This is a genomic window from Streptomyces sp. NPDC104307 (assembly GCF_055584045.1).
Genome location: NZ_JBVJMU010000023.1, coordinates 33,763 through 59,634, shown reverse-complemented (window position 1 = coordinate 59,634; position 25,872 = coordinate 33,763). Strand labels below are relative to the sequence as shown.

At 74.1% G+C, this 25,872-nt stretch carries 7 protein-coding genes; all 7 read right to left on the bottom strand.

From position 1 onward, the window contains the following. Positions 1-229: 229 nt before the first annotated feature. Entirely contained in the window at positions 230-949 is a 720-nt protein-coding gene (locus tag ACZ601_RS35895; RefSeq protein ID WP_469545756.1) for a 4'-phosphopantetheinyl transferase family protein, read from the bottom strand. Positions 950-956: 7 nt separating this feature from the next. After that, positions 957-1,700: a class I SAM-dependent DNA methyltransferase gene (locus ACZ601_RS35890; protein WP_469545753.1), complete on the bottom strand. Its 744-nt coding sequence runs from the start codon at positions 1,698-1,700 to the stop codon at positions 957-959. Further along, positions 1,697-3,004: an activator-dependent family glycosyltransferase gene (locus ACZ601_RS35885; RefSeq protein ID WP_469545750.1), complete on the bottom strand. Its 1,308-nt coding sequence runs from the start codon at positions 3,002-3,004 to the stop codon at positions 1,697-1,699. Before ACZ601_RS35885 ends, ACZ601_RS35890 begins: the two co-directional genes overlap by 4 nt. Positions 3,005-3,083: 79 nt before the next feature. Continuing rightward, a complete protein-coding gene (locus ACZ601_RS35880; RefSeq protein WP_469545747.1) occupies positions 3,084-4,286 on the bottom strand; it encodes a cytochrome P450 family protein in 1,203 nt (400 codons plus the stop codon). 13 nt (positions 4,287-4,299) lie between these two features. After that, on the bottom strand, positions 4,300-9,864 hold the full coding sequence (locus ACZ601_RS35875; RefSeq protein WP_469545745.1) for an SDR family NAD(P)-dependent oxidoreductase: 5,565 nt from the start codon (positions 9,862-9,864) through the stop codon (positions 4,300-4,302). 81 nt (positions 9,865-9,945) lie between these two features. Continuing rightward, complete coding sequence (locus ACZ601_RS35870; RefSeq protein WP_469545743.1) at positions 9,946-14,724, bottom strand: type I polyketide synthase; 4,779 nt, start codon at positions 14,722-14,724, stop codon at positions 9,946-9,948. Positions 14,725-14,753: 29 nt separating this feature from the next. Continuing rightward, complete coding sequence (locus ACZ601_RS35865; RefSeq protein WP_469545740.1) at positions 14,754-25,856, bottom strand: SDR family NAD(P)-dependent oxidoreductase; 11,103 nt, start codon at positions 25,854-25,856, stop codon at positions 14,754-14,756. Positions 25,857-25,872 lie beyond the last annotated feature (16 nt).

Below are 25,872 nucleotides of genomic sequence, written 5' to 3'. Positions count from 1 at the left end.
ACGTAACCGGCCTGCCGACGGAGCGTCAACCGGCTTCCGGCGGCCCGGCCGACGGCGGGCCCGGTGACCGGGCCACCGCGGGAGGGCCGTGCCGGGGCGCCGGGGTGTGCTCCGGACACCTTGAGCAGCGGCGCGCCCCCTCCTACGCTGGCAGGTTCGCCGCGGAGCGGGGGTCGTGGGAGGGGTGGGCGGGCCCGCCGGGCGGGATGTTCCGGGACCGGGCGGGGCGTTACTCCGCCGGATCGCGAGCCGTTCTGCCTCGTGGCGCGAACGGATCACGAGCGGTGCCGGGCGGGGCCGGGACGGCCACGGCGGTCAGGACGATTCCGTCCGCCACCGTCCACCGGCCGGTCAGCCCGGTCAGGGCCCGGCCGTCGAGCACCGGTCCGGGGATCCGCATCCGGGCGGTGAACGTCCGTGCCGACGGGTCGAGTTCGAGCTCCGCGGAGTCGAAGTCCAGGGTCCGGTGGGTGAGCGGGGACCACGCCTTGAACAGGGACTCCTTGGCGCTGAACAGCAACCGGCCCCAGTGGGTGCCGGGGTGGCGGCGGGCGAGTTCGCGCAGCTGCTCGCGTTCGACGGCCGAGGCGACCGCCCGGGTCACGCCCGGTTCCAGCGCCAGGTGCGGTTCCGCGTCGATGCCCAGCGCCCGCCAGCGCTCTGTGGGCGCCACGGCGGCGCCCCGGTATCCCTCGCAGTGGGTGAGGGAGCCGGTCGTGCCGTCGGGCCACAGGGGTTCGCCGCGGCGGCCGGTGAGCACCGGTCCGGCGGCCCGCCCGAGGGCGGCCAGCGCCCGGTGGGCGCACACGCGGGCCGTGGCGAACTCGCGGCGCCGCTCCACGACGGCGTCGCGGATCAGGGCCCGCTCCCCCGCGAAGAGCAGTTCCGGCGGGAACTCCCCGTAGGTGTCGGCCGAGACCGTCCCGGGCGGGAGGATCTCCTCGATCACGCGGTCGTCAGGTCCGGCCGCCGATGAAGAGGCCCCGCCCGGACGGGCCGCCCTCCTGGAACTCGACGGTGAGGCCGGCCCGGACGAAGGCCCGCTCGTAGGCCTCGCGCGTGAAGAGGGTGATGAGGTGGGTCTCGGAGAGGTGTGCGATGTCCCGGCCGGGCTCGGCGATCAGGTAGTGCACGTCGATGCGGGTGGCGTCGCCCTCCAGCCGGGAGTGCGAGACGCGGGAGACGGTCTTGCCCTCGGCCTCGGTGATGGACGCGCCGACGAAGCCCGGGGTGAACGTGGCGGGGGTCCACCAGGGTTCGACCAGGACGACGCCGCCCGGTTCGAGGTGGGCCGCGAAGCGGGCCAGGGCCGCGTCGAGTTCGGCCTGGTCGCGCATGTGGCCGATGGAGCTGAACATGCAGGTGACGGCGGAGAAGGTGGTGCCGGTCGCGAAGTCGCGCATGTCGCCGAGGTGGACGGGAACGCCCGGGTTGCGGCGTACGGCGATGTCCCGCATGTCCGCGGAGATCTCGACGCCCTCGACGGTGTCGAAAGCCCGGGTGAGGTGTTCCAGGTGGAGGCCGGTGCCGCAGGCCACGTCGAGGAGGCTGTGGGCGCCGGGCGCGCGGGAGGTGATCAGGGCGGCCAGGTCGGCCGCCTCACTCGCGTAGTCCTTGCCCTTGCCCTGGTGGACCAGGTCGTAGAGGCGGGCTATGCCGTCCGCGTAGCCGCTGTCCGCGGGGGCTTCGGTGGTGGTCACGTCGTCTCTCCTTGGCTAGGGTGTGCGGTGTGCGGTTGGCCCCGTCGGGCCGCGAGGCGTTCGAGGGCCGGGACGAGTTCGGCCGGCGCGGGGTCGGCGAGGGCCTCGTCGCGCAGCCGGTGCGCGGCCGCGGTGATCGAGGGGTCGGTGAGGGCCCGTACGACCGCTTCGCGCAGGGACGCGGCGTCGAGCTTCTCGGGCGGCAGGTCGATGCCGGCCCCCTGCCGCTCGTGCAGTCGGGCCTTGAGCGGGGCGTCCCACAGGGAGGCCACGATGATCTGGGGCACGCCGTGCAGGGTGGCGGTGTAGCCGGTGCCGGCGCCGCCGTGGTGGACGATCGCGGCGCAGGTCGGCAGCAGGGCGTCCATCGGGACGAAGTCGACGACGCGGATGTTGGCGGGGAGTGCCTCGCGGTCCTTGAGCTGGGTCGCGTCGAAGGTCGCGACGATCTCGGCGTCGATGTCGCCGAGGGCGTGCAGCAGCTCCTCGAAGGGCACCGCGTCGCGGCCGAAGGTCTCGCGGGCGGAGACGCCGAGGGTGACGCAGACACGCGGCCGGGCGGGCGTGGCGTGCAGCCAGTCCGGTACGACGGCGGGCCCGTTGTAGGGGACGTAGCGCATCGGCAGGAGTTCGCCGGGCACGGGTATGCGCAGGCTGGCGGGGGCCGGGTCGACGGTGGCCTGCCCTCGGACGACCTCCTCGACGGCGGCGGCGTCGGGGGTGATACCAAAGCGTTCGAGGGTCCACGTCAGCCATTCGGCCATCGGGTCCTCGCGGCGCTCCTCGGGCTGCGCGGCGAGCAGTTCGAGGAACTGACGGCGCGCGTTGAGGACCACGTCGGGGCCCCACAGGAGGCGGGCATGGGCCGCGCCCGTGACGTGCGCGGCGACGGGGCCGGCGTACGTGAAGGGCTCCCAGAGCACCAGCTCCGGCCGCCAGGCGCGGGCGAACTCCACGATGGCGTCGATGGTCGTGTCACCGTTGAGCGGCGCGAACGACATGGCCGTCATCATGGTCTGCTGGCCGAGGGCGTGTTCCCAGCCGATCGGCTCGGTGACCGTATCGGCGAAGTCGAAGCCCGTCTGGTACGGAGTGGGGTCGCCGCCGATCTGCGTCATCAGCTCGACGATCGAGTCGAGGTCGCCGACGGGTACGGCGGTCAGTCCGGAGCCGTTGATCACCTCGGTGAGCGCCGGCTGGCTGGCCACCCGGACGTCGTGCCCGGCGGCGCGCAGCGCCCAGGCCAGCGGCACCAGGTTGTAGTAGTGCGTGTTGTGCGCGAAGCACGTGATCAGTACGCGCATGGCATCGTCCGCCCTTGTCCGGCTCTTCGCGGTCGTGGTCTTGGGTGGCGGGGGCCGCTGCTACGGCCGGGTCCCACCATCAGGCGGTCTTGGCGACGGGGAAGCGCGCGGGGGCGCGCAGGACCGGTGAGCGCAGCCGCACGATCTCCTCGCCGTCGGTGCGCAGGCCGGGCAGGGCCTCGGCGAGCGCACCGAGCGCCGCGCGGGCGATCACCGTGACCAGCCGGCCGGAGAGCGCGAAGTGCAGGTCGGCGGGGAGGCCGAAGGGTGCGGTGCCCGAGGGGGCCTTCGGATCGCGGTTGATGGCGGCGACGAGGAGGGTGACGCGGCTGCCGGCGGGCAGTTCGGTGCCCGCGAGGACGGTGCCGGTGCGGGCGGTGCGGGTCTCCAGCCGGACGGGCGGGGCCTCGCGCAGGGTGTCCTCGACGGCGTCGGCGGCCAGGGCGGGGTCTGCGGCCAGCCGCTGCCAGGCACCGGGCTCGGCGAGCAGCCCGCGCACGGCGTTGGCGACGAGCACGGCGGTGGTCTCGGCGGCGCCGACGGCGAGCGTCCGGGCGGCCCGGACGCGGTCGGCCCCGGCCTCGTGGAGTCCGTCGGCGAGCAGCGCGGAGAGGGCGGTCTCGGCCCGCTCCGCGGCGCGGACGACGGCGTGGGGCTGCGGGGAGAGCAGTCCGTCGAGGGCGTGCCGGCAGTCGGGCAGGATCCGGACGAACCGCGTGTGGGCGGTCTCCGGCAGTCCGAGCTGTTCGGCGATCACCTGGCCGACGAGGCGGCGTGCGAAGTCCTCGACGAGGTCGAAGCGGTCGCCCAGCCCGTCAAGGATCGCGCGGGCGAACTTCACCGTCCGCTTCTCCACGCACTCCTCCGCGGGGGCCCACAGCATGGGGCCGCCGAGGGCGGTGAGCGGGGCCAGTCGGGCGGCGGTCTCGCGGTCCACGGCGAGCGCGGCGCTGCGGTACGGGAGCCCGTCCGCGGCGGCGGCCTCCGGGCCGGGGCCGGGGCCGTCGAACGCGGGGCAGGCGACGACCTCCTCCGCGACGGCGCGGTCGGCCGTCACCCAGGTGTCGAGCGGCGCGCTGTGGAACAGCGGCCCCTCGGCACGGATGCGCTCCTCGTAGGGGCGGGGGTCCTCGGTGCCTGAGCGCAGGATCAGTCCGTAGGGGTCGTTCCGGGTGCCCGCGAACCACTGTGCGGCGCGGGCGAGTTGGTTTCCCCGGGCCCGGCGGGCGGCGGCCAGGGCAGTCTCGCGGCCAGGGGTGTCGGTCAGCAGCTCCGCTGTCATGTGCGACTCCTCGTCATCGGTCACCGCCGGGCAGCGCGTCGAGCCAGGCGTCGACGGTGCGGGCCATGGCCGGGGCGTGCTCGGTCATCATCGTGAAGTGGTTGCCGGGTACGTCGGTGACGGTGTGGGCGCCGTCCCAGACGGACCGCCAGTCCGTCAGCGGGTCGGTCCACGCGGCCATGGGTTCGCCGGCCCGCAGGTGCAGGACGGGGGCACGGGTGGGCCGGGGGGCCCAGTCCAGGAGCAGCCGGTGGAACGCGCCCATGGCCGTGAGCCGTGTGTCGTCGAGCGGTACGACCGCGCGGTCCGCGGCCCAGCGGAGCATGACGTTCCGCCAGGTGCCCATGGCCCCTGGGGCGCTGGGGGTGTAGATGTCGGCCAGCACCAGGGCGGCGGGGCCGGTGCCTCGGGCCTCCAGGTGCCGGGTGAGCGCGTGGGCGACGTTGGCCCCGGCGGAGTGACCGATCAGGACGTACGGCCGGCCGGCGGCGTACCGGGCGATGGCCTCGGCGTGGGCGGCGCACAGCGCTTCGAGGGTGCCGGGCAGCAGTTCGCCGGGCCGGAAGCCGGGTTGGGGCACCGCGGCCACGGTGCGGCGGCCGGCCAGGGCGGCGGCGAGGGCGGCGAACTCGGCCGGGCCGGAGACGGCCGTGGTGCCGGTGACCGCGAAGAGCAGCGGTCCCCGGTCCCCGGCGGGTCCGTCGGCCAGCCGGACGGGGGTGACGGGCTGCTGTCCGGGGTCGGTGAAGTCCGGGCGCAGGGCGGAGACGGCGCCGAGGGCCTCGACGGCCTCGGCGACCCGGCTGTCGGCGACCGCGGAGCGGTAGACCGCGACCAGGGTGGTGTCGCCGGCGCCGTGGCCCTCGGCCGGGGGGCCCGCCGCTCCGGCCGGGTCCTGCAGGAGGTCCAGCAGGTGGGCGGCGAGCGCGTCCGGGGTGTTGTGGTCGTAGAAGGCCTCGGGTGTCAGCTCTGTGGCTGCCGCGGTGGCGAGTCGGCGCCGGAACTCCGCGACGGCCAGGGAGTCGAACCCGGCCAGGGTGAAGGGCTCGTCGGCGGCGATCTCGTCGGGGCTCTCGTACCCGAGCACGGCGGCGGCCTCCGTGCGGACCAGGGTCCGGACGGCCGCGGCGCGCTCGGCGGGGCCGAGGGCGGCGAGTTCGGCGCGCGGGTCGCGCGGCCGGGGGCCGGCCGGGTTCCCGTCGCCTGCGGCCGGGGCGGAGGCAGGTACGACGAGGGCGGAGATGAGCGGGCTGGGCCGGTGGGAGGTGAACCCGAGGGCGAACCGCTCCCAGTCGGTGTCGGTGACGGTGATCTGGGCCTCGCCGGCGGCGACGGCGCGGAAGAGCTCGGTGAGGGCGTCCTGCGGGTCCATCGGGCGCACTCCCCTGCGGCGCAGGTACGCGGCGCCCTCTCCGTCGCCCATGCCGCCGCCGCCCCACAGGCCCCAGGCCACGGAGGTGGCGGGCAGGCCGTCTGCGCGGCGCCGTTCGGCGAGCGTGTCGAGCGCGGCGTTCGCGGCGGCGTAGGCGCACTGCCCGGCGCTGCCCCACACGCCCGCGCCGGAGGAGTAGAGGACGAACGCGTCGAGTCCGAGGCCCCTGGTGAGCTCGTCGAGGTGCAGGGCGCCGGCGACCTTCCCGGCGTAGACCTCGGAGACGAGTTCGGGGCCGGTCTCGGTCAGCGGGCTGACCTGGGGCACGCCCGCGGCGTGGAAGACGGCGGTGAGCGGGGTGTCGGAGGGGATCCGTCCGAGGAGCGTGGCGAGCGCGTCCCGGTCTGCGACGTCGCAGGCCGCGAAGGTGGCCTTGGCGCCGAGGGCGAGGAGGTCGGCCTCCAGCTCCGCCGCGCCGGGAGCCCCGGCCCCGCGCCGGGTGACGAGCAGCAGGTGCTCGGCGCCCTCACGGGCGAGCCGGCGGGCGAGGTGGCCGCCGAGGGCGCCGGTGCCGCCGGTGACCAGGACGGTGCCTCGGGGGCGGTACGGGGCGGGGACGCGCGGCGCGGGGGCCGCGTCGAGCCGGCGGCCTAGAGTGCCGGAGCCCCGGACGGCCACCTGATCCTCGGAACCGCCGAGGGTCCCGGCCAGCAGCCGCCAGGCCGCGTCCTCCTCGGATCCGGCTGCGGCTGCGTCCCCGGTTTTGGTCCCGGTCCCGGTCGCGGTCGCGGTTTCGATCCCGGTCGCGGTTTCGGTCCCGGCTTCTGTTTCCGGCAGGTCGACCAGTCCGCCCCACAGCGTGGGGAGTTCGAGCGCGGCGACGCGTCCGAGTGCCCAGAGCTGGGCCCCCGCCGACCGAGGCCGCTCGCCGGGGGCCGTCGCCACGGCTCCTCGGGTGGCGCACCAGAGGCGGGCGGTCGTGGACGTCTCCTCCATCGCCTGGACAAGGGAGAGAGTGGCCCGGACAGCGGCTGGGACGAGGCCGGTGCCGGGGTCCTCCCGATCCTCCGCGCCCAGCAGGGAGAGGACGCCCTCGACGGGTGCGGCCGTGTCGTTCCGAGCGTCGGCGAGCAGTGCGGCGAGGGTGGCCCGGTCGGCCCGCTCGGGGTCGACGGGGAGCCGCCGGACGTGGGCGCCGCGGGCGCGCAGGGCCCGCTCGGCGTGATCGGCGTGATCGGTGGCGGCCCCGGAGGACTCGACCAGCAGCCAGGTGCCGGTCAGAGGGGTGCCGGTGGGGGCGGGCAGCGGGCTCCAGGTGACGTGGTGGCGGCGGGGCCCGCCGGCCGGGACGCGTCCGCCGCCACGGGGCGTGGGGGCGATCCAGTACCGGCGGTGCTGCCAGGCGTACACGGGCAGCGGGACCGGCCGGGCCGGGGCGGTGGGGAAGATCCGGCCCCGGTCGAGAGCGGCGCCCCGGTTCGCGGCGGTGGCCACTGCCCGCAGCAGGGTGGCGGAATCGGGGCGGCCGCGGCGCAGTACGGGGACCACGGCGGCCGGTTCCGTACCGGGGTCGTCCACGGACAGCACCTCCTGGACCATGCCGCAGAGAACGCCGTCGGGGCCGAGTTCGACGAAGGTGGCCGCGCCCAGTTCGCGGGCGGTGCGCACGCCGTCTGCGAAGCGGACCGCCGCGCGGACGTGTCCGGCCCAGTAGGCGCCCGTGCGCAGGTCGTCGCCGGTGGCGCGGCGGCCGGTGACGTTGGAGACGACGGGGATCCTGGGTGCCCGGTAGGAAAGCCCGTCGGCCAGAGCCCGGAACTCTTCCAGCATGGGGTCCATGAGAGGGGAGTGGAAGGCATGGCTGACCGTCAGGCGCTTGGTCTTGCGGCCCCGTTCGTCGAGCAGGTCCGCCGCCTGTGAGACGGCCTCCCCGGTGCCGGAGAGAACCACGGACCGGGGGCCGTTGACGGCGGCGACGGCGAGGACGTCCTCGCGGCCGGCCAGGAGCTCGCGGACCTCGTCCTCACCGGCCCGTACGGACAGCATCGCGCCGCCGGCCGGGAGGTCCTGCATCAGCCGGCCGCGTGCGGCGACGAGGGCGCAGGCGTCGTCGAGGTCGAGGACGCCTGCCACGTGGGCGGCGGCGATCTCGCCCACGGAGTGGCCGAGGAGGACGTCGGGGCGCATGCCCCAGTGCTCCAGCAGCCGGAACAGGGACGTTTCGACGGCGAAGAGGGCGGCCTGGGCGTACTGGGTCCGGTGCAGCAGGGCTTCGTCGGGGGTGCCGGGGGCGGCGTCGAGCACGGCGGCGAGCGGGCGTTCCAGGTGCGGGTCGAGGCGTTCGGCGACGGCGTCCAGGGCATCAGCGAACACCGGGTGCGCGGCGCGCAGTTCGCGGGCCATGCCGGGGCGCTGGCTGCCCTGCCCGGTGAAGAGGAAGGCCGTCCTGGCCTCGCGGCGGCGCACTCCCGTGACGACGGCGGGCGAGGGGTCGCCCGCCGCGAGGGTTCCGAGGGCGCGGGTGAGTTCCTCGTACGAGCCGCCGAGGACGGCGGCCCGGTGCTCGAAGGCTGTGCGGGTGGTGGCCAGGGCGTGCCCGACGGCCTGTGCGGTGGCACCGGCAGCGGCCGGTCCGGCGAGGTGGGCGTGCAGCCGGCCGGCCTGGGCCTGGAGGGCTTCGGCGGAGCGGCCGGAGAGGAACCAGGCCGTCGGCTGCTCCTCCCCCGGCCCGTCCCCGGGGGAGGCTGCGGGAGCCGGGCCCGGGGCTTCGGCACCGACCGCGACCTCGGCACCGACCGCGTCCGCGATCTCGGCGTTCTCGGCCGCTTCCTCCACGATCAGGTGGGCGTTCGTACCGCCCACGCCGAAGGCGGAGATCCCGGCGCGGCGCGGGCGCGGGCCCGCCGGCCAGGCCACCGGATCGGTCAGCAGCCGTACCCGGCCCGAGGACCAGTCGGCGTGCGGGGTGGGGGTGTCCGCGTGCAGGGTCTTGGGCAGCAGCCCGTGGCGCATGGCCTGGATGGTCTTGATGACGCCGCCGACACCGGCGGCGGCCTGCGAGTGGCCGATGTTGGACTTGAGGGAGCCGAGCCACAGGGGCCGGTCCGCCTCGCGGCCCTGTCCGTAGACGTCGAGCAGGGCCTGGGCCTCGATGGGGTCGCCCAGCTGGGTTCCGGTGCCGTGCGCCTCGACGGCGTCGATCTCCTCGGGGCGCAGTCCGGCGTCGGCGAGGGCCTGGCGGATGACGCGCTGCTGGGAGGGGCCGTTGGGGGCGGTGAGGCCGTTGCTGGCGCCGTCCTGGTTGACGGCGGAGCCACGGATGACGGCGAGCACCGGGTGCCCGTTGCGCTCGGCGTCGGAGAGCCGTTCCAGTACGAGCACGCCGGCGCCCTCGGCCCAGCCGGTGCCGTCCGCGTCCGCGGAGAAGGCCTTGCAACGGCCGTCCGCGGCAAGGCCCTTCTGCCGGGAGAACTCGACGAACGCGGCGGCGTCGGGCATGACGGCCGCGCCGCCCGCCAGTGCCAGGCCGCACTCTCCGCGGCGCAGGGCGGCGACGGCCAGGTGCATGGCGACCAGCGAGGAGGAGCAGGCCGTCTCCACCGTCAGGGCCGGGCCCTCAAGACCGAGGGCATAGCTGATCCGGCCGGAGAGCACGGCGTCGGCGCTGCCGGTCAGGAGGTAGCCCTCGGAACCCGCGGGCACCCGGTCCAGGTCGGTGGCGTACTCGGCGTGGGCGGCGCCGATGTAGACGCCCGTACCGGTCCCGCGCAGGGTGCGCGGGTCGAGGCCGGTACGCTCCAGGGCCTCCCAGGACACCTCCAGGAGCAGCCGCTGCTGGGGGTCCATGACGACGGCCTCGCGCGGCGAGATCCCGAAGAACGCGGCGTCGAAGTCGCCGGCTCCGGCGAGGAATCCGCCCTGGTTGCAGTAGGTGGTTCCCTGCGACTCGGGGTCCGGGTCGTAGAGCCCGTCGAGGTCCCAGCCCCGGTCCTCCGGGAAGGGCGCGACGGCGTCCGTCCCGGAGGCGACCAGCTCCCAGAGGGCCTCGGCGGAGTCGACTCCGCCCGGATACCGGCAGGCCATGCCGACGACGGCGACGGGCTCGTGGGCGGCCGCGGTCAGCTCCCGGTTGCGCCGGCGCAGCCGCTCGGTCTCCTTGAGCGAGGTCCGGAGCGCCTCCATGAGCTTTTCGGAGGACATGGCCATCGGTGGTGCCCCTCTCTGAGTCGGGCGGAGCGGCGGTCTCGCGGCCGCCGGATGGGGCGCGGCCGCTGGATGGGGCGCGGCTCAGGCCGCGTCGCGCAGCGCCAGCTCGATCAGCGCGGCCTCGTCGAGTTCGTCGAGTTCGTCGAGGGCAGCGATCTCGTCGAGTTCGCCGATCGCTCGGGCGGCGCCGAACCGGTCCGCCCCATCGAACCCGCCGCCGCCTGAGAACCGCTCGGGCGCCGCCGTACCGGGCTCCGCGGAGGCCAGGGCGAGCAGGGTGTCCAGCAGCTCCGCCTCGCGCAGCACGCCCAGCGGGATCGTGGCCAGGGCGGCCCTGATCCGCTGCTCCTCCGGGGTACCGGTGCCCGCCGGGGCGGCCGGGGCGAGGAGTTCGGCCAGATGGGCGGCCATGGCGGCGGCCGTGGGGTGGTCGAAGACCAGGGTGGGGGGCAGCTTGCGGCCGCAGGCGCGGCTGAGCCGGCCCGCCAGCTCGCCCGCGGTGAGCGAGCTGAACCCGAGGTCCTTGAAAGCCTCTTCGGGGTCGACGTCCTCGGGTCCGGTGTGGCCGAGCACGGCCGCGACGCTGCCGCGGACCTCGTCGAGCACGATCTCGTACCGCTCGGCGGGGCCGGCGGCGGCGAGCCGGGCGGGCAGCCCGTCCGCCTCCGCTCCGTCGGGCTGCTCGCCCGACGCCCCGGCGGTCGCGTCGGCGCCGGACCCGCCCACGCCGGGCAGTCCGCCGATCAGCGGGCTGGGCCGGAAGGTCGTGAACCCCTTGGCGAAGAGCGGCCAGTCCATGTCGGCAAGCGCGACGCAGGTGTCCTCGCGGTCCAGGGCCCGCGCCAGGGCCTCGACGGCCCGTACGGGGTCCATGGCGCGCAGACCCCGGCTGCTGAGGAACTCCTCGCCGGCGCCCTCGCCCATGCCGCCGCCGCCCCACAGGCCCCAGGCCACGGAGGTGGCGGGCAGCCCCTCGGCGCGGCGCCGTTGGGCGAGCGCGTCGAGCGCGGCGTTCGCCGCGCCGTAGGCGCTCTGGCCGCCGCTGCCCCAGACCCCGGCTCCGGAGGCGTACAGGACGAACGCGTCGAGTTCCCGGGTTCGCGTCAGCTCGTGCAGGTGCAGGGCGCCGGCGACCTTGCCCGCGTACACCTCGGCGAGGGAGCCGGCATCGGTGTCGAGGAAGGCGGCCGAGTGCGGGACGCCTGCGGTGTGGAAGACGGCGGTGGGCGGGTGGGCGTCGAGGAGGGCGGCCAGCGCCTCACGGTCGGAGACGTCACAGGCGGCGAGGGTGACTTCGGCGCCCAGGGCACGCAGTTCCTCGGCCAGCCCGGCAGCCCCCGGAGCATCCGGACCACGACGCCCGGTCAGCACCAGATGCCCCGCCCCGGCCCCGGCGAGCCACCGGGCCACGTGAGCACCGAGAGCACCCGTGCCACCCGTCACCAGGACAGTGCCACGGGGGGTGTAGGTGCGGCGGGCGGGGACGCCGCCGGCCGGGACGAGCCGGCGGCCGTAGCTGCCGGAGGCGCGGACGGCGATCTGGTCCTCGTCGGCGGTTCCCGCCAGGGCGGCGGCCAGCCGCTGCCAGTCGCGCTCGTCGGGGGCCTCGGGCAGGTCCACCAGTCCGCCCCAGAGGAGGGGGTGTTCCAGTGCGATGCCACGGCCGAGTCCCCAGACCTGCGCGCCCTCGGAGCCGGGCCGTTCGGCGGGCGAGACGGCGACGGCGCCTCGGGTCGCTGCCCACAGCTTCGCGGTGAGGCCGGCGTCGGCCGCCGCCTGCGCGAGGAGGGTGGTGCCGAGCACGGCGAGAGCCAGCTCGGGGCGCTCGGGATGCGGTCGCCCGTCGGTCCCGAGGAGGGAGAGGATGCCGCCGAAGGACCGGGCGGAGCCCCCCTCGGTTCCCTCGCCGGTCTCGTACGCGGTGAGTCGGCCGGCCAAGGTCTCGCGGGTGGCGGTGAGGGTGTCCAGGGTCAGGCGTTCGGTGCGGGCGCCGTGCCGGACGAGGGTGGCCTCGGCCGCGTCGGCGAGGTCAGCGATGCCTTCGGGGAGGACGAGCAGCCAGCGCCCGGAGAGGTCGGGGGCGGTGGCGGACGTCGGCGCTGTGAGGCCCTTCCAGGTGGTGCGGTAGCGCCAGGAGTCCGTGCCGGTGGGGTCGGCGGCGGGGGCGGAGGACCGGACAGAGGGCTCCAGCCAGTAGTCCTTGTGCTGGAAGGCGTAGGTGGGCAGGTCGACGGTCCTGGCCCCGGTGCCGTCGAAGAGGGCGGTCCAGTCGATGTCGGTGCCACGGACGAACAGTTCGGCGGCCGAGGTCAGGAACCGCTCCCAGCCACCCTCCTCACGCCGCAGCGAACCACTGGTCAGAACATCAAGGCCCGCCGCATCAGCACACTCCTGGACACCGATACCAAGTACCGGGTGGGCACTGGACTCGACGAAGGTGCCGAAGCCCCGGTCCAGGAGCAGCCGGACGGTCTCCTCGAAACGGACCGTCTGGCGGAGATTGCGGTACCAGTACGAGGCGTCCAGCTGCGTCGTGTCAGTCAGCTCGCCGGTCACCGTCGAGTAGAACGGAATCTCCGAACTCCTCGGCGTAACCGGAGCCAGCACGTCGAGAAGCTCGGCCTCGATCCGCTCCACATGCGCGGAGTGCGAGGCGTAGTCGACCGGGACCTGACGAGCCCGCACCCCCTCCGCGTCGTAGGCGGCAACGATCTCCGTGATCGCGTCGGCATCACCGGATACGACCGTGCTCGACGGACCGTTGACGGCGGCCACACTCAGCCGACCCGCCCACTCGCCACCGGCAAGACGCTCCTCAACCTCCGCCAACGGCAACGGAATCGACGCCATGCCACCGAGCCCGGCGAGCTCACGGCCGATCACACCCGCCCGCAACGCCACCACACGAGCCGCGTCCTCCAAAGACAACGCCCCCGACACAGCAGCCGCCGCGATCTCCCCCTGCGAATGCCCCACCACCGCATCCGGCACCACACCAAACGAGCGCCACAGCTCGGCAAGCGACACCATCACAGCCCACGTCACCGGCTGCACCACACCCACATCGTCCAGCGAACCCCCCGCAGCCACCACCTCCACCACGTCGAAGTCAACAAACGGCGCCAACGCATCCGCACACTCACGCAACCGGGCGGCAAACACCGGCGAGGACTCCAACAGCCCCGCACCCATCCCCACCCACTGCGTCCCCTGACCCGGAAACACCAACACCCCACGGCCCACCGGACCCACCGAGTCCTCGACGACCCAGGCACCGAGCGCGACCTGGCGGTGCTCGAACACCGACCGCGACGTCACCAGCGAATACCCGGCATCCAACAGACGCGGTGCGTCCTTCGCCCCAAGACGGGCCCGCAACCGCTCAGCCTGGAGCTTGAGCGCCGGCCTCGACTTCGCGGACACCACCAACGGAACCACCGGCAACTCACGAACCGCAGACTCCTCCGCCGCATCCGGCACAGAAGCCTGCTCCAGAATCACGTGCGCGTTGGTCCCGCTCACACCGAAGGAGGAGACGCCCGCACGACGCGACCGGCCGGTCTCCGGCCATGGACGCGATTCGGTGAGGAGGGAGACCACGCCGTCCTCCCAGTCGACCTGCGAGGACGGGGCATCCACATGCAACGTCCGGGGCAGCAGGCCCTGCTGAAGTGCCATCACCATCTTGATGACACCGCCGACACCGGCGGCGGCCTGGGTGTGGCCGATGTTCGACTTCAACGAGCCCAGCCACAGCGGTCGTTCGGGGGTGTGCGCGCTGCCGTACGTGTCGATCAGGGCGTGCACCTCGATGGGGTCGCCGAGCTTGGTGCCCGTACCGTGCGCCTCGACCACGTCCACGTCGCCGGCGGTGACCTGGGCGTCGGCCAGGGCCTGGCGGATGACGCGTTGCTGGGCGGCGCCGCTGGGGGCGGTGAGGCCGTTGCTGGCGCCGTCCTGGTTGACGGCCGAGCCTCGCAGTACCGCGAGGACGCGGTGTCCCTTGCGCACGGCGTCGGAGAGCCGTTCCACCAGGAGGATGCCGGCGCCTTCTCCGGGGCCGAACCCGTCGGCGGCCTCGGCGAAGGCCTTGCAGCGTCCGTCGGCGGCCACGCCGCGCTGGCGGGAGAACTGTACGAAGACGGCGGGCGTGGACATGACGGTGACGCCGCCGGTGAGAGCGAGGTCGCACTCGCCCGAGCGCAGTGACTGGGCGGCTTGGTGGAGGGCCACCAGGGAGGAGGAGCAGGCGGTGTCCACGGAGACGGACGGGCCTTCGAGGCCGAGCGTGTAGGAGATGCGGCCGGAGGTGAAGCTGACGACCCCGCCGGTGAGCAGGTCGCCCTCCAGCTGTGCGGAGGGCTCGTGCACTCCGGAGGTGTAGCCGCCGTCCCAGGCGCCGACGAACACGCCGGTGCGGGATCCGGCCAGGGACCGGGGGTCGATCCCGGCGCGCTCCAGGGCCTCCCAGGAGGTTTCGAGCAGGAGCCGCTGCTGCGGGTCCATCGCCACCGCCTCGCGCGGCGAGATCCCGAAGAACGCCGGGTCGAAGGCCCCGGCGGATCCGAGGAAGCCGCCTTCGCGGCAGTACGAGCGACCGGCCGCGTCCGGGTCGGGGTCGTAAAGCCCCTCGACGTCCCAGCCCCGGTCGCCCGGGAAGGGCGAGACCGCGTCGGTGCCGCCGGACACGAGGTCCCACAGGTCCTCGGGGGAGCTTGCGCCGGGGAAGCGGCAGGCCATGCCGACGATCGCGATCGGCTCGTGGGCCCGTGCCTCCAGTTCCTTGAGGCGCTCGCTGGTGCGGTGCAGTTCGGTCGTGGTCCGCTTCAGGTACTCGCGGAGCTTCTCTTCATTCGCCATGTCTCGTCACCCGTCACGTGCTGTGCGGTTCAGAACCGCTCGTCGATGAATGCGAAGATCTCGTCGTCGTCGGCGTCCTCGATGGACTCGGCCACTGATTCGGCCTTCGGGTCCGCGGGATGCGTGGTGCCGGGTCCGCCGCCGATGCCGCCCCACAGGCCGGTGAGGGCCGTGAGCCGGTTGGCGATCTCCTTGTGCGCCGTTTCGTCGGGGGTGGCGGTGCCGTCGGCGGTCTGTCCGGCGAGGGCGCCGAACAGGACCTCCAGGCGGTCGAGTTCCGCCATGACGGAGGTGCCGCGCGCGTCGGGCGCCGGGGCGGCCCCGGACGCGGTCCCTTCCGGCGCCAGTTCGCGGCACAGGTGCGCAGCGAGGGCCGCCGGGGTCGGGTGGTCGAAGACCAGGGTGGCCACCAGGCGCAGACCGGTGGCCTCTGCCAGCCTGTTGCGCATCTCGACGGCGGTGAGGGAGTCGAACCCGAGCACCTTGAACGCCCGGTCGACGATGATGCCCTCCGGTCCGCCGTGGCCGAGTACGGCCGCGGCGTGGATGCGTACGGTCTCCAGGACCAGTTCCTGCTGCTCCTGGGGGGCCAGGCCGGCGAGCCGCTCGGCGAGGGTCTGCTCCGGCCTGTCCTGGTCGCGCCGGTCGGTCCGGGCGTCCGTGCCGCCGACGAGCGAGCCGAGGAAGGCGGGAACGGGTCCGGCGGCGCGCAGGGCCGCGTGGTTGAGGCGGATCGGTACTTGGAGGGGGCTGTCGACGGCCTGTGCGGCGTCGAAGAGCGCGAGTCCCTCCGCGTCGGTGAGGGGCATGACGCCGCCTCGGGCGAGCCGTCGGTGCATTCCGCTCTGGTCGAGGTGTCCGGCCATGCGGCTGCTGCTGGACCACAGGCCCCAGGCGAGGGACACGGCCGGCAGGCCGAGGGAGCGGCGGTAGCCGGCGAAGGCGTCGAGGAAGGCGTTGGCCGCCGCGTAGCCGCCCTGGCCGGGGCTGCCGAAGAGCGCGGAGGAGGACGAGTAGAGGACGAAGGCGGACAGGTCGAGGTCGCGGGTCAGTTCGTGCAGGTTGAGCACGGCGTCGACCTTGGGGCGCAGGACGGTGTCCAGTCCCTCGGGGGTGAGTGTGGGCAGGGTGCCGTCGGCGAGGACGCCGGCGGTGTGGACCACAGCGGTCAGCGGCTGGTCCGGCGGGATGTCCGCGAGGAGTGCGGCGAGCTGTTCGCGGTCGGCCGCGTCGCAGGCCCGTACGGCGACCTCGGCGCCCAGGGCGGTCAGTTCGGCGGCGAGGTCGCGGGCGCCCTCGGCCTCGATGCCCTGGCGGCCGGCGAGCACGAGGTGGCGGACGCCGTGCTCGACGACCAGGTGGCGGGCGACGATGCTGCCGAGGGTGCCGGTGCCTCCGGTGACCAGGACGGTGCCGTACGGCCCGAAGGACGGCGGCAGGGTCAGGACGAGTTTTCCGGTGTGGCGGGCCTGGCTGAGGGTGCGGAACGCCTCGCGGGCGTGCCGGATCTCGTAGGCCGTCAGCGGCAGGGGTTCGAGGGCCCCCGCCTCGAAGAGGGCGAGCAGTTCGTGAAGCATCTCGCCGACGGTCTCCGGACCGGCCTGCACCAGGTCGAAGGCCTGGTAGACGGTGCCGGGGTGGTCGGCGGCGATCTGCCGGGGGTCGCGGACGTCGGCCTTGCCGAGCTCCAGGAAGTGGCCGCCTCCGGGGAGCAGCCGCAGGCCGGCGTCGACGAACTCGCCGGCGAGGGAGTTGAGGACGATGTCCACGCCCTTGCCGCCGGTCTGGGCGAGGAACTCGTCGGCGAACCGCAGGGTGCGGGAGTCGGAGATGGCCTCGTCGCCCAGGCCGAGGCGGCGCAGGGTGTCCCACTTGCCGGTACTGGCCGTGGCGTACACGGTCAGTCCGTGGTGGCGGGCCAGTTGGAGGGCTGCCATGCCGACGCCGCCGGCGGCCGCGTGGATCAGCACGCTCTGGCCGGGTGCGGCCTTGGCGAGGCGGGTCAGGGCGTACTGGGCGGTGAGGAACACGGCGGGCACGGACGCGGCCTCGGCGTAGGTCCAGCCGGAGGGGATCGGGGCGACCATGCGGTGGTCGGCGATCGTGTACGGGCCGAAGCCGCCGGTCCACATGCCGAGGACGCGGTCGCCGGGGGCGAGTCCGGTCACGCCGGGCCCGACCTCGGTGACGACGCCGGCGCCCTCGGCTCCCATGACGCCCTCGCCCGGGTACATGCCGAGGGCGATGAGGGTGTCGCGGAAGTTGAGGCCGGCGGCGCGTACGGAGACGCGTACCTGGCCGTCCTGGAGTTCGCCCAGAGTGTCGGGCGCCTCTGCGAGGCGCAGGCCCTCCATGGTTCCGGTGCCGCTGGTGGTGAGCCGCCAGGCGGTGGTGTCGACGGGCGGTACGAGGTTGTCGCCCCGGGCGGCGTCGGTGTCGGGCCTGGCGAGCCTGGGGACGCGGAGGGTGGTGCCTCGGACGGCGGCCTGGGGTTCGCCGCAGGCGAGGGCGGCGGCCAGGGCGGTGCCGTTGACGGAGTCGGTGTCCACGTCGAGCAGGGCGAAGCGGCCGGGTTCCTCGGACTGGGCGGAGCGGATCAGTCCCCAGACGGTGGCTGCGGCGGGGTCACCGAGTTCGTCGTCGGCGCCCGCGGCGACGGCGCCTCGGGTCACCAGGACGAGGGTGGTGCCGGTGAGGGCGCTGCCGTGTTCCAGCCAGGTCTGGGCGAGGTCCAGGGCCCGGTGGGCGGTGGTGTGCGCGGATGGGGCGTCGGAGCGGGGCAGGTGCGGGAAGGAGACGACGACGGTGTCCGGCGCCTGTCCGGCTGCGGCGGCCTCGAACAGTTCGGCCGGGCCGGGGTACCAGTCGCAGGAGGTGCCGGTGGTCTCCAGCGCGGAGGCGACCTTGGCGTGGTCGTCACCGACGACGGCGATCCGGCGTACCGGCAGGGTCAGGGCGGCGGGCAGCGGCTGCCAGTCGACCTCGTACAGGGCGCCGTTGCGCTTGGCGCGGCCCTCGGGACCGACGGCGAACTGGTCGTCGGAGACGGTCCGTACGACGAGTTCGTCGACGGAGAGGACGGGGCGGCCGGAGTCGTCGGTGCACAGCAGGCGCACCGCCTCCGCACCGGCCTGGGAGATGCTGACGCGGAGCCGGGCGGCGCCCTCGGTGTACAGGCGGACGCCTCGGACGGCGAACGGCATGCGGGCCTTGCCGTCCTCGGGGAAGAACGAGCCGAGGTTCATGGCCTGCAGGGCGGCGTCCAGGAGCGCGGGGTGGAGTCCGAAGCCGGCGGTGGCGTCGCCGGTCTGCGGCGGGAGGGCGACCTCCGCGTGGACGGTGGTGTCCTCGGCCCAGCCGGTGCGGAAGCCCCGGAAGAGCGGGCCGTAGTCGTAGCCCCGGTCGGTGAACCGTTCGTAGAAGGTGTCGGGGTCGGTGTCGGCGGGCCGGGCGGCCGCCGGGGGCCATACGGCCGGGCCTGCGGGGGCGGGCCCGTCCTCGGCGGGCGCCACGACGGCCTCCGCGTGGCGGCGCCACGGGGAGCCCGGGTCCGCGCCGGCCTCGCGGGAGTGGACGGTGAGGGTGCGCCTGCCGTCGTCGTCGGCGGCGGTGACGAGCAGGCTCAGCTCGACGGCGCCGTTGTCGGGGAGGACCACGGGTGCCTGCAGGATCAGCTCGTCGAGGCGGTGGCAGTCGTGCTGGCGGCCCGCCCACAGGGCGAGGTCCACCAGGGCGGCGCCGGGCAGCAGGGCCGTACCCATGAGGGCGTGGTCGGCCAGCCACGGCTGGGTGTCGGAGCCGAGCCGGGCGGTGTAGGCGACCGAGCCGGACTCGGGGAGTTCGACGCCGGCGCCGAGCAGCGGGTGGCCGGCCTCGCGGATGCCGATGCCGGCGGCGTCGCCGCGGCGGGCGGGCGCGTGGTACCAGTACCGCTGGCGCTGGAAGGGGTAGGTGGGCAGATCGACGCGGCGGGAGTCGGTGCCGAAGAGGGCGTCGGCGTCGATCTCGACGCCGCTGATGTGGGCCATGCCGAGCGCGGCGCCGAACCAGCGTGCGCCGCCCTTCTCCCGGCGCAGGGTGCCGAGTACGGCGGCCCGGCCGCCGACGTCGGCGACGGTCTCCTGCACGGAGGTGGCGAGCATCGGGTGCGGGCTGGGCTCCAGGAAGACCTCGTAGCCGTCCGCGATCAGGGAGCGGGTGGCCAGCTCGAACTCGACGGGCTCGCGCATGTTGCGGTACCAGTACGCGCTGTCGAGGGCGGCGGTGTCGAGGAGTCCGCCGGTGACGGTGGAGTAGAAGGGGATCTGCCCGGTGCTCGGGGACACCGGTGCAAGGACCTCCATGAGGTGGTCCTTGAGGGCGTCGACCTGGGCGGAGTGCCCGGCGGTGTCGACGCCGGGGATGGCGCGGGCGTGGACCCCCTCCGCGGTGAGCTCCTCCAGGAGTTCACGGAGGGCTTCGGGGTCGCCCGCGACGGCGGCGGTGCCGGGGCTGTTGACGGCGGCGACGGACAGCCGGTCGCCGAACCGTGCCAGGCGGACGCGGATCTGCTCTGCGGGCAGGGACACGGCGAGCATGCCGCCCTTGCCGGCCAGGGTCAGCCAGGCCTGACTGCGCAGGGCCACGATCCGGGCGGCGTCGTCGAGGGAGAGGCCGCCGGAGACGTACGCGGCGGCGATCTCGCCCTGGGAGTGGCCGACGACGGCGTCGGGGTGCACCCCGATGGCCCGCCAGGCCTCGGCCAGGGACACCATCATCGTGAACAGCACGGGCTGGACCACGTCGACGCGGCTGAGCGCGGGGGCGCCGGGCACCTGCCGCAGCACGTCCATGACGGACCAGTCGAGGTACGAACGCAGGGCGGCGTCGCAGGCCTGCGCGGACTCAAGGAAGGCCGGCGAGCGGTCGAGCAGACCCTCGGCCATGGCGGGCCACTGGGAGCCCTGGCCGGGGAAGACGAACGCGATCCGGTCGCCGGGACCGGCGGTGCCCCGGAGCACGGCCAAGTGCGGCCGGTCCTGGGCGAGGGAGTTGAGGGCGTCGAGGAGTTCCTCCCGGCTCTCGCCGATGACGGCCGCCCGGTGCTCGAAGCGGGAGCGGGCCGCCACCAGGGTGTAGCCGGCGTCGGCGGGGTGCAGGCCGGGGTGCTCGACGAGCCCGGCGCGCAGCCGGGCGGCCTGGGCGCGCAGGGCCGAGTCGGAGCGGGCCGAGAACAGCAGCGGGACGGTGACCTCGTCCCACCAGTCCGTGGCCTGGTCGCCGTCCTGGGCACTGTCGTCGGCGGGGCCGGCCGTGGTGTCGGAGCGCGGTGCCTCCTCGACTATGACGTGGGCGTTGGTGCCGCTGATGCCGAAGGCGGAGACGGCGGCGCGGCGCGGGGTGGCGCGCTCGGGCCAGGGCACGTCGTCGGTGAGCAGGGAGACCGCTCCCGTGGTCCAGTCGACCCGCGGGGTCGGCTCGTCCACGTGGAGGGTGCGGGGCAGTGTGCTGCCGCGCAGGGCGAGGACCATCTTGATGACGCCGGCCACACCTGCGGCGGCCTGGGTGTGGCCGATGTTGGACTTGACCGAGCCGAGCCACAGGGGGGCGTCGGCGGGCCGGGCCTCGCCGTAGGTGGCCAGTACGGCCTGGGCCTCGATGGGGTCACCGAGTTCGGTTCCGGTGCCGTGCGCCTCGACGGCGTCGATGTCCTCGGGGCGCAGTCCGGCATCTGCCAGGGCCTGGCGGATGACGCGCTGCTGGGAGGGGCCGTTGGGGGCGGTGAGGCCGTTGCTGGCGCCGTCCTGGTTGACGGCGGAGCCGGGGATGACGGCGAGCACCGGGTGCCCGTTGCGCTCGGCGTCGGAGAGCCGTTCGACGAGGAGCATGCCGGCGCCCTCGCCGAGGGCGACGCCGTCGGCGCCGGCCGCGAAGGCGCGGGAGCGCCCGGAGGGGGACATGACGCGCTGGCGGGAGAACTCGACCAGCATCTCCGGGGTGGACATGACGGTGGCGCCGCCGACCAGGGCCATGCCGCACTCGCCGCGGCGCAGCGACTGGACGGCCAGGTGCAGGGCGACCAGCGAGGCGGAGCAGGCGGTGTCGACGGTGACGGCGGGGCCTTCGAGGCCGAAGACGTACGAGAGGCGGCCGGACATGACACTGGCGGAGTTGCCGGTACCGAGGTAGCCGTCGAAGTCCTCCTCGCTGTTCTGCAGCAGCGGCATGTAGTGCTGGCCGTTGGTGCCGACGAACACTCCGGTGCGGGTACCGCGCAGGAGGTTCGGGTCGAATCCGGCGCGCTCGCAGGCCTCCCAGGAGGTTTCGAGCAGGAGCCGCTGCTGCGGGTCCATGGCGAGGGCCTCGCGCGGGGAGATCCCGAAGAACTCGGGGTCGAAGTCGGGGGCCTCGTGGAGGAATCCGCCCTCGCGGACGTAGGTGCGGCCCTGGGCCTCGGGGTCCGGGTCGTACAGCCCGTCGAGGTCCCAGCCCCGGTTGGTGGGGAAGGTGGTGATGGCGTCGCCGCCGTGGGTCACGAGCTGCCACAGTTCGTCGGGCGTGTTGATGCCGCCGGGGAAGCGGCAGGCCATGGAGACGATGGCGATGGGCTCGCTGTCGCCGCCGGCGGGCGCGGTGGCGAACGGGGCCGCGGTGTCGGGTTCCCGGACCCCGCCGGCCAGTTCGCCGAGGTGGCGGGCGACGGCCGCGGTGGTGGGGTGGTCGAAGACGAGCGAGGGGGCCAGGCTCAGGCCGGTGGCTTCCCGGAGCCGGTTGCGGAGTTCGACGGCGGTGACCGAGTTGAAGCCCAGTTCCTTGAAGGGCCGTTCGGAGGCGATGCCGTCGCCGGTCGCGTGGCCGAGCACGGCGGCGACGTGGGTGCGCACGAGGCGCACCAGCTCGCGCTGCCGTTCCTGGCCGGTCTTGTCGCGCAGGGCGGCCGCGAGGCCGGTGCCGGTGGTGTCCCGCTCGTCCGCGGCGGCCCGCTCCGCGGCCCGGAGCCGCTGGACGGCGGGGAGTTCGTCGAGGAGGGCGGAGGGCCGGGCGGCGGTGTACGCGGGCTCGAAGCGCTCCCAGTCGATGTCGGCGACGGCGATGCCGGTCTCGCCGCGTCCGACGATCCCGTCGAGCACGTCGAGGGCGCGCTCCGGGTCGAGGAAGGACAGGCCGGTACGGAACAGCTGCTCGGCGGCGGGCCCCGCGGCGACGCTCTGCCAGGGGGTCCAGGCCACGGAGGCGGCGGGCAGTCCTCGGTCGCGGCGGCCCTCTGCGAGGGCGTCGAGGTACGCCGTACCGGCCGCGTAGCCGCCCTGGCCCGCGCCGCCCCAGACTCCGGCGACGGAGGAGAAGACGACGAACGCGTCGAGTTCCGCGTCCGCCAGCAGGGCGTCGAGACGGGTGGCGAGGTCGGTCTTGGCTTCGACGGAGGCGGCAAAGCCCTCCATCGTGGTCTCGGTGAGGAGGGTGAGGGGGGTCGTCGGCGGGGCAACGTAGACGGCGGTGGGGGTGTGCGCGGCCAGGAGTGCGCGCAGCCCGTCCTGGTCGTCGAGCGCGCAGGGAACGACGGTGGTGCGGTCGGCCAGTCCGGCGAGCGGCCCTTCGGTCCCGGCGATCTCGTCCGTGAGGGAGCCGGTGAGCCCGGCGAGGACGATCCGCTCGGCGCCGCCGGTCAGCAGGCGGCGGGCGAGGGGACCGGCCACGGCGGCGATGTCGCCGACGACGAGGACGGTGCCGCGCGGGCGGGTCACGGCGGTGGCCGGTGCGGCGGGCGCCTGGATCAGGCGGCGGCCGTACGTGCCGGAGCCGCGGACGGCGACCTGGTCGTCGGTGCCCGGGGCGGCGAGGATGCCGGCCAGCTGCTGGAAGGCGCGGGCCTCGGCGTCGGCCGGCAGGTCCGCGAGTCCGCCCCAGCAGACGGGGAGTTCGAGTGCGGCGACCCGCCCGAGGCCCCAGACCTGGGCCTGTACGGGGGACGGGGTCTCGGCGGGGGACACGGCCGCGGCACCGAAGGTGACGGCCCACAGCCGGGCCTCGGTGCCGGCGTCGGCGGCGGCCTGGGCGAGGGTGAGGGTGCCGGCCAGGCCGAGCGGGACGGCCGGGTGGTCGGGGTGCGTGCCCTCCGCGAGGGCGAGGAGGGACAGAATGCCGGTGAGCGGCTCGGCCCCGGCCCGGTCGGCGGACTCGGCGAGCCGGGCCCGCAGCAGGGACCGGTCGGCGGTGGCCGGGTCCACGGTGAACGGTTCGACGGTGGCGCCCCGGGCGGTGAGGGCCTGTCGGGCGGACTCGGCGGCAGCGGAACCGGTCAGTGTCTCGGGGAGGACGAGGAGCCAGCGCCCGGAGAGGCGGGCGGCGGGGTCCTTGGCGCTCAGACCCTTCCAGGTGGTGCGGTAGCGCCAGGCTTCGGGACCGGAGGCCTCGGCGGCGACTGCTGCGGGAGCGGCCGCCTTCTCCAGCCAGTAGTGCTCGTGCTGGAAGGCGTAGGTGGGCAGGTCGACGAGCCTGGCCCCGGTGCCGTCGAAGAGGGCGGTCCAGTCGATGTCGATGCCACGGACGAACAACTCGGCGGCCGAGGTCAAGAACCGCTCCCAGCCACCCTCCTCACGCCGCAACGAACCACTGGTCAGGACATCGACCCCGGCCGCGTCAGCACACTCCTGAACACCGATACCAAGCACCGGATGAGCGCTGGACTCGACGAATGTGCCGAAGCCCCGGTCCAGGAGCAGCCGGACGGTCTCCTCGAAGCGCACGGTCTGGCGGAGATTGCGGTACCAGTACGCGGCATCGAGCAGCGTCGTATCGACCAGCTCGCCGGTCACCGTGGAATAGAACGGAATCTCCGAACTCCTCGGGGTGACCGGTGCGAGCACGTCGAGGAGTTCGGCCTCGATCCGCTCCACATGCGCGGAGTGCGAGGCGTAGTCGACCGGAACCTGACGAGCCCGCACCTCCTCGCTCTGGTACGCGGCCACGATCTCCGTGATCGCATCGGCATCACCGGACACCACCGTGCTGGAAGGCCCATTGACGGCGGCCACACTCAGCCGACCGGTCCAGTCGCCACCAGCGAGGCGTTCCTCAACCTCCGCCAACGGCAGCGGGATCGACGCCATGCCACCGAGCCCGGCGAGCTCGCGGCCGATCACCCCGGCCCGCAACGCCACCACACGAGCCGCGTCCTCCAAAGACAACGCCCCCGACACAGCAGCCGCCGCGATCTCCCCCTGCGAATGCCCCACCACCGCATCCGGCACCACACCAAACGAAGCCCACAACTCAGCAAGCGACACCATCACAGCCCACGTCACCGGCTGCACCACACCCACACCGTCCAACGAACCCCCCGCAGCCACCACCTCAACCACATCAAAATCAACAAACGGCGCCAACGCATCCGCACACTCACGCAACCGAGCAGCAAACACCGGCGAAGACTCCAACAACCCCGCACCCATCCCCACCCACTGCGTCCCCTGCCCCGGAAACACCAACACCCGACGACCCGGCGCCCCGGCCACACCCTCGACCTTCAGGTCACCGAAGGAGACCGAGCGGTGCTCCAGGTGCGAACGCCCGGCAGCAAGGCTCAGCCCCACATCGAGCGGACGCAGCGCGGGATCGGCCTCCAGCCAGGCCAGCAGCCGGGAGGACTGCGCCTCCAGAGCGGCCGCCGACTTCGCGGACACCACCAACGGAACCACCGGCAGTTCACGGACCAGGGTGTCGTCCTCGGCGGGTTCCCTAACGGGGGCCTGTTCCAGGATGACGTGGGCATTGGTCCCGCTCACACCGAACGCGGACACCCCCGCACGACGCGACCGCCCGGTATCCGGCCACGGACGCGACTCGGTGAGGAGGGAAACCGCACCCGCGTCCCAGTCCACCTGCGAGGACGGCGCATCCACATGCAACGTCCTCGGCAGCACACCCTCCTGCAACGCCATCACCATCTTGATGACACCACCCACACCAGCAGCGGCCTGCGCATGACCGATGTTCGACTTCAACGAACCCAGCCACAAAGGCTGCTCCGCCGGACGCCGCCCATACGTGGCCAGCAACGCCTGCGCCTCGATCGGATCACCCAGCCGGGTCCCCGTCCCGTGCGCCTCCACCGCATCCACATCCGCAGCCCCCAGACCGGCATTGGCCAGAGCCGCCCTGATCACCCGCTGCTGCGACGGACCGTTCGGCGCCGTCAGACCATTACTCGCACCGTCCTGATTCACCGCCGAACCCCGCACCACAGCCAGCACACGATGCCCCCGGGCCACCGCGTCCGACAGCCGCTCCACCAACAGCACACCCACACCCTCGGCCCACCCCGTGCCATCCGCACCCTCCGCGAACGCCTTGCACCGACCGTCCGAAGCCAACCCCCGCTGCTGCGAGAACTCCACGAAGGTGCTGGGTGTGGCCATGACGGTGACGCCGCCGGCGAGGGCGAGGTCGCACTCGCCCGAGCGCAGCGACTGGGCGGCGAGATGAAGGGCCACCAGGGAGGAGGAGCAAGCCGTGTCGACCGTGACCGCCGGGCCTTCGAGACCCAGCGCATAGGAGATACGACCGGAGACCACACTGCCGGAGCTGCCGGTGCCGCCGAAGCCGCCCGCGTCCTCTCCGGGGGCGGCCCGGTCGGTGCCGTAGTCGTGGTACATCGATCCGACGAAGACGCCGGTGCGGGAGCCCTTCAGCGAGTCGGCCGGGACACCCGCCCGCTCCAACGCCTCCCACGACGTCTCCAGCAGCAACCGCTGCTGCGGATCCATCGCCACCGCCTCACGCGGCGAAATACCGAAGAACCCGGCATCGAACCCACCCGCGTCGTGAAGGAAGCCTCCCTCACGCACATACGAACGCCCCGCAACACCCGGCTCCGGATCGAACAGCGACTCCACATCCCAGCCACGGTCACCCGGGAACGGCGACACCGCGTCCACTCCGGACGACACCAACTCCCACAGCCCCTCGGGCGAGCCCACTCCACCCGGGAAGCGACACGCCATCCCCACGATCGCGATGGGTTCGCTGCCGCGCTCCTCGACCGCGCGCAGCTTCTCTCGGGTCTCGTGCAGCTCGGTCATGGCACGGCGCAGATAGTCGCGGAGCCTGCCCTCGCTGCCGGTGGCGTCGTTGTGGGTGTCGTTAGCAGACACAGCTCTCCCCTGGAGG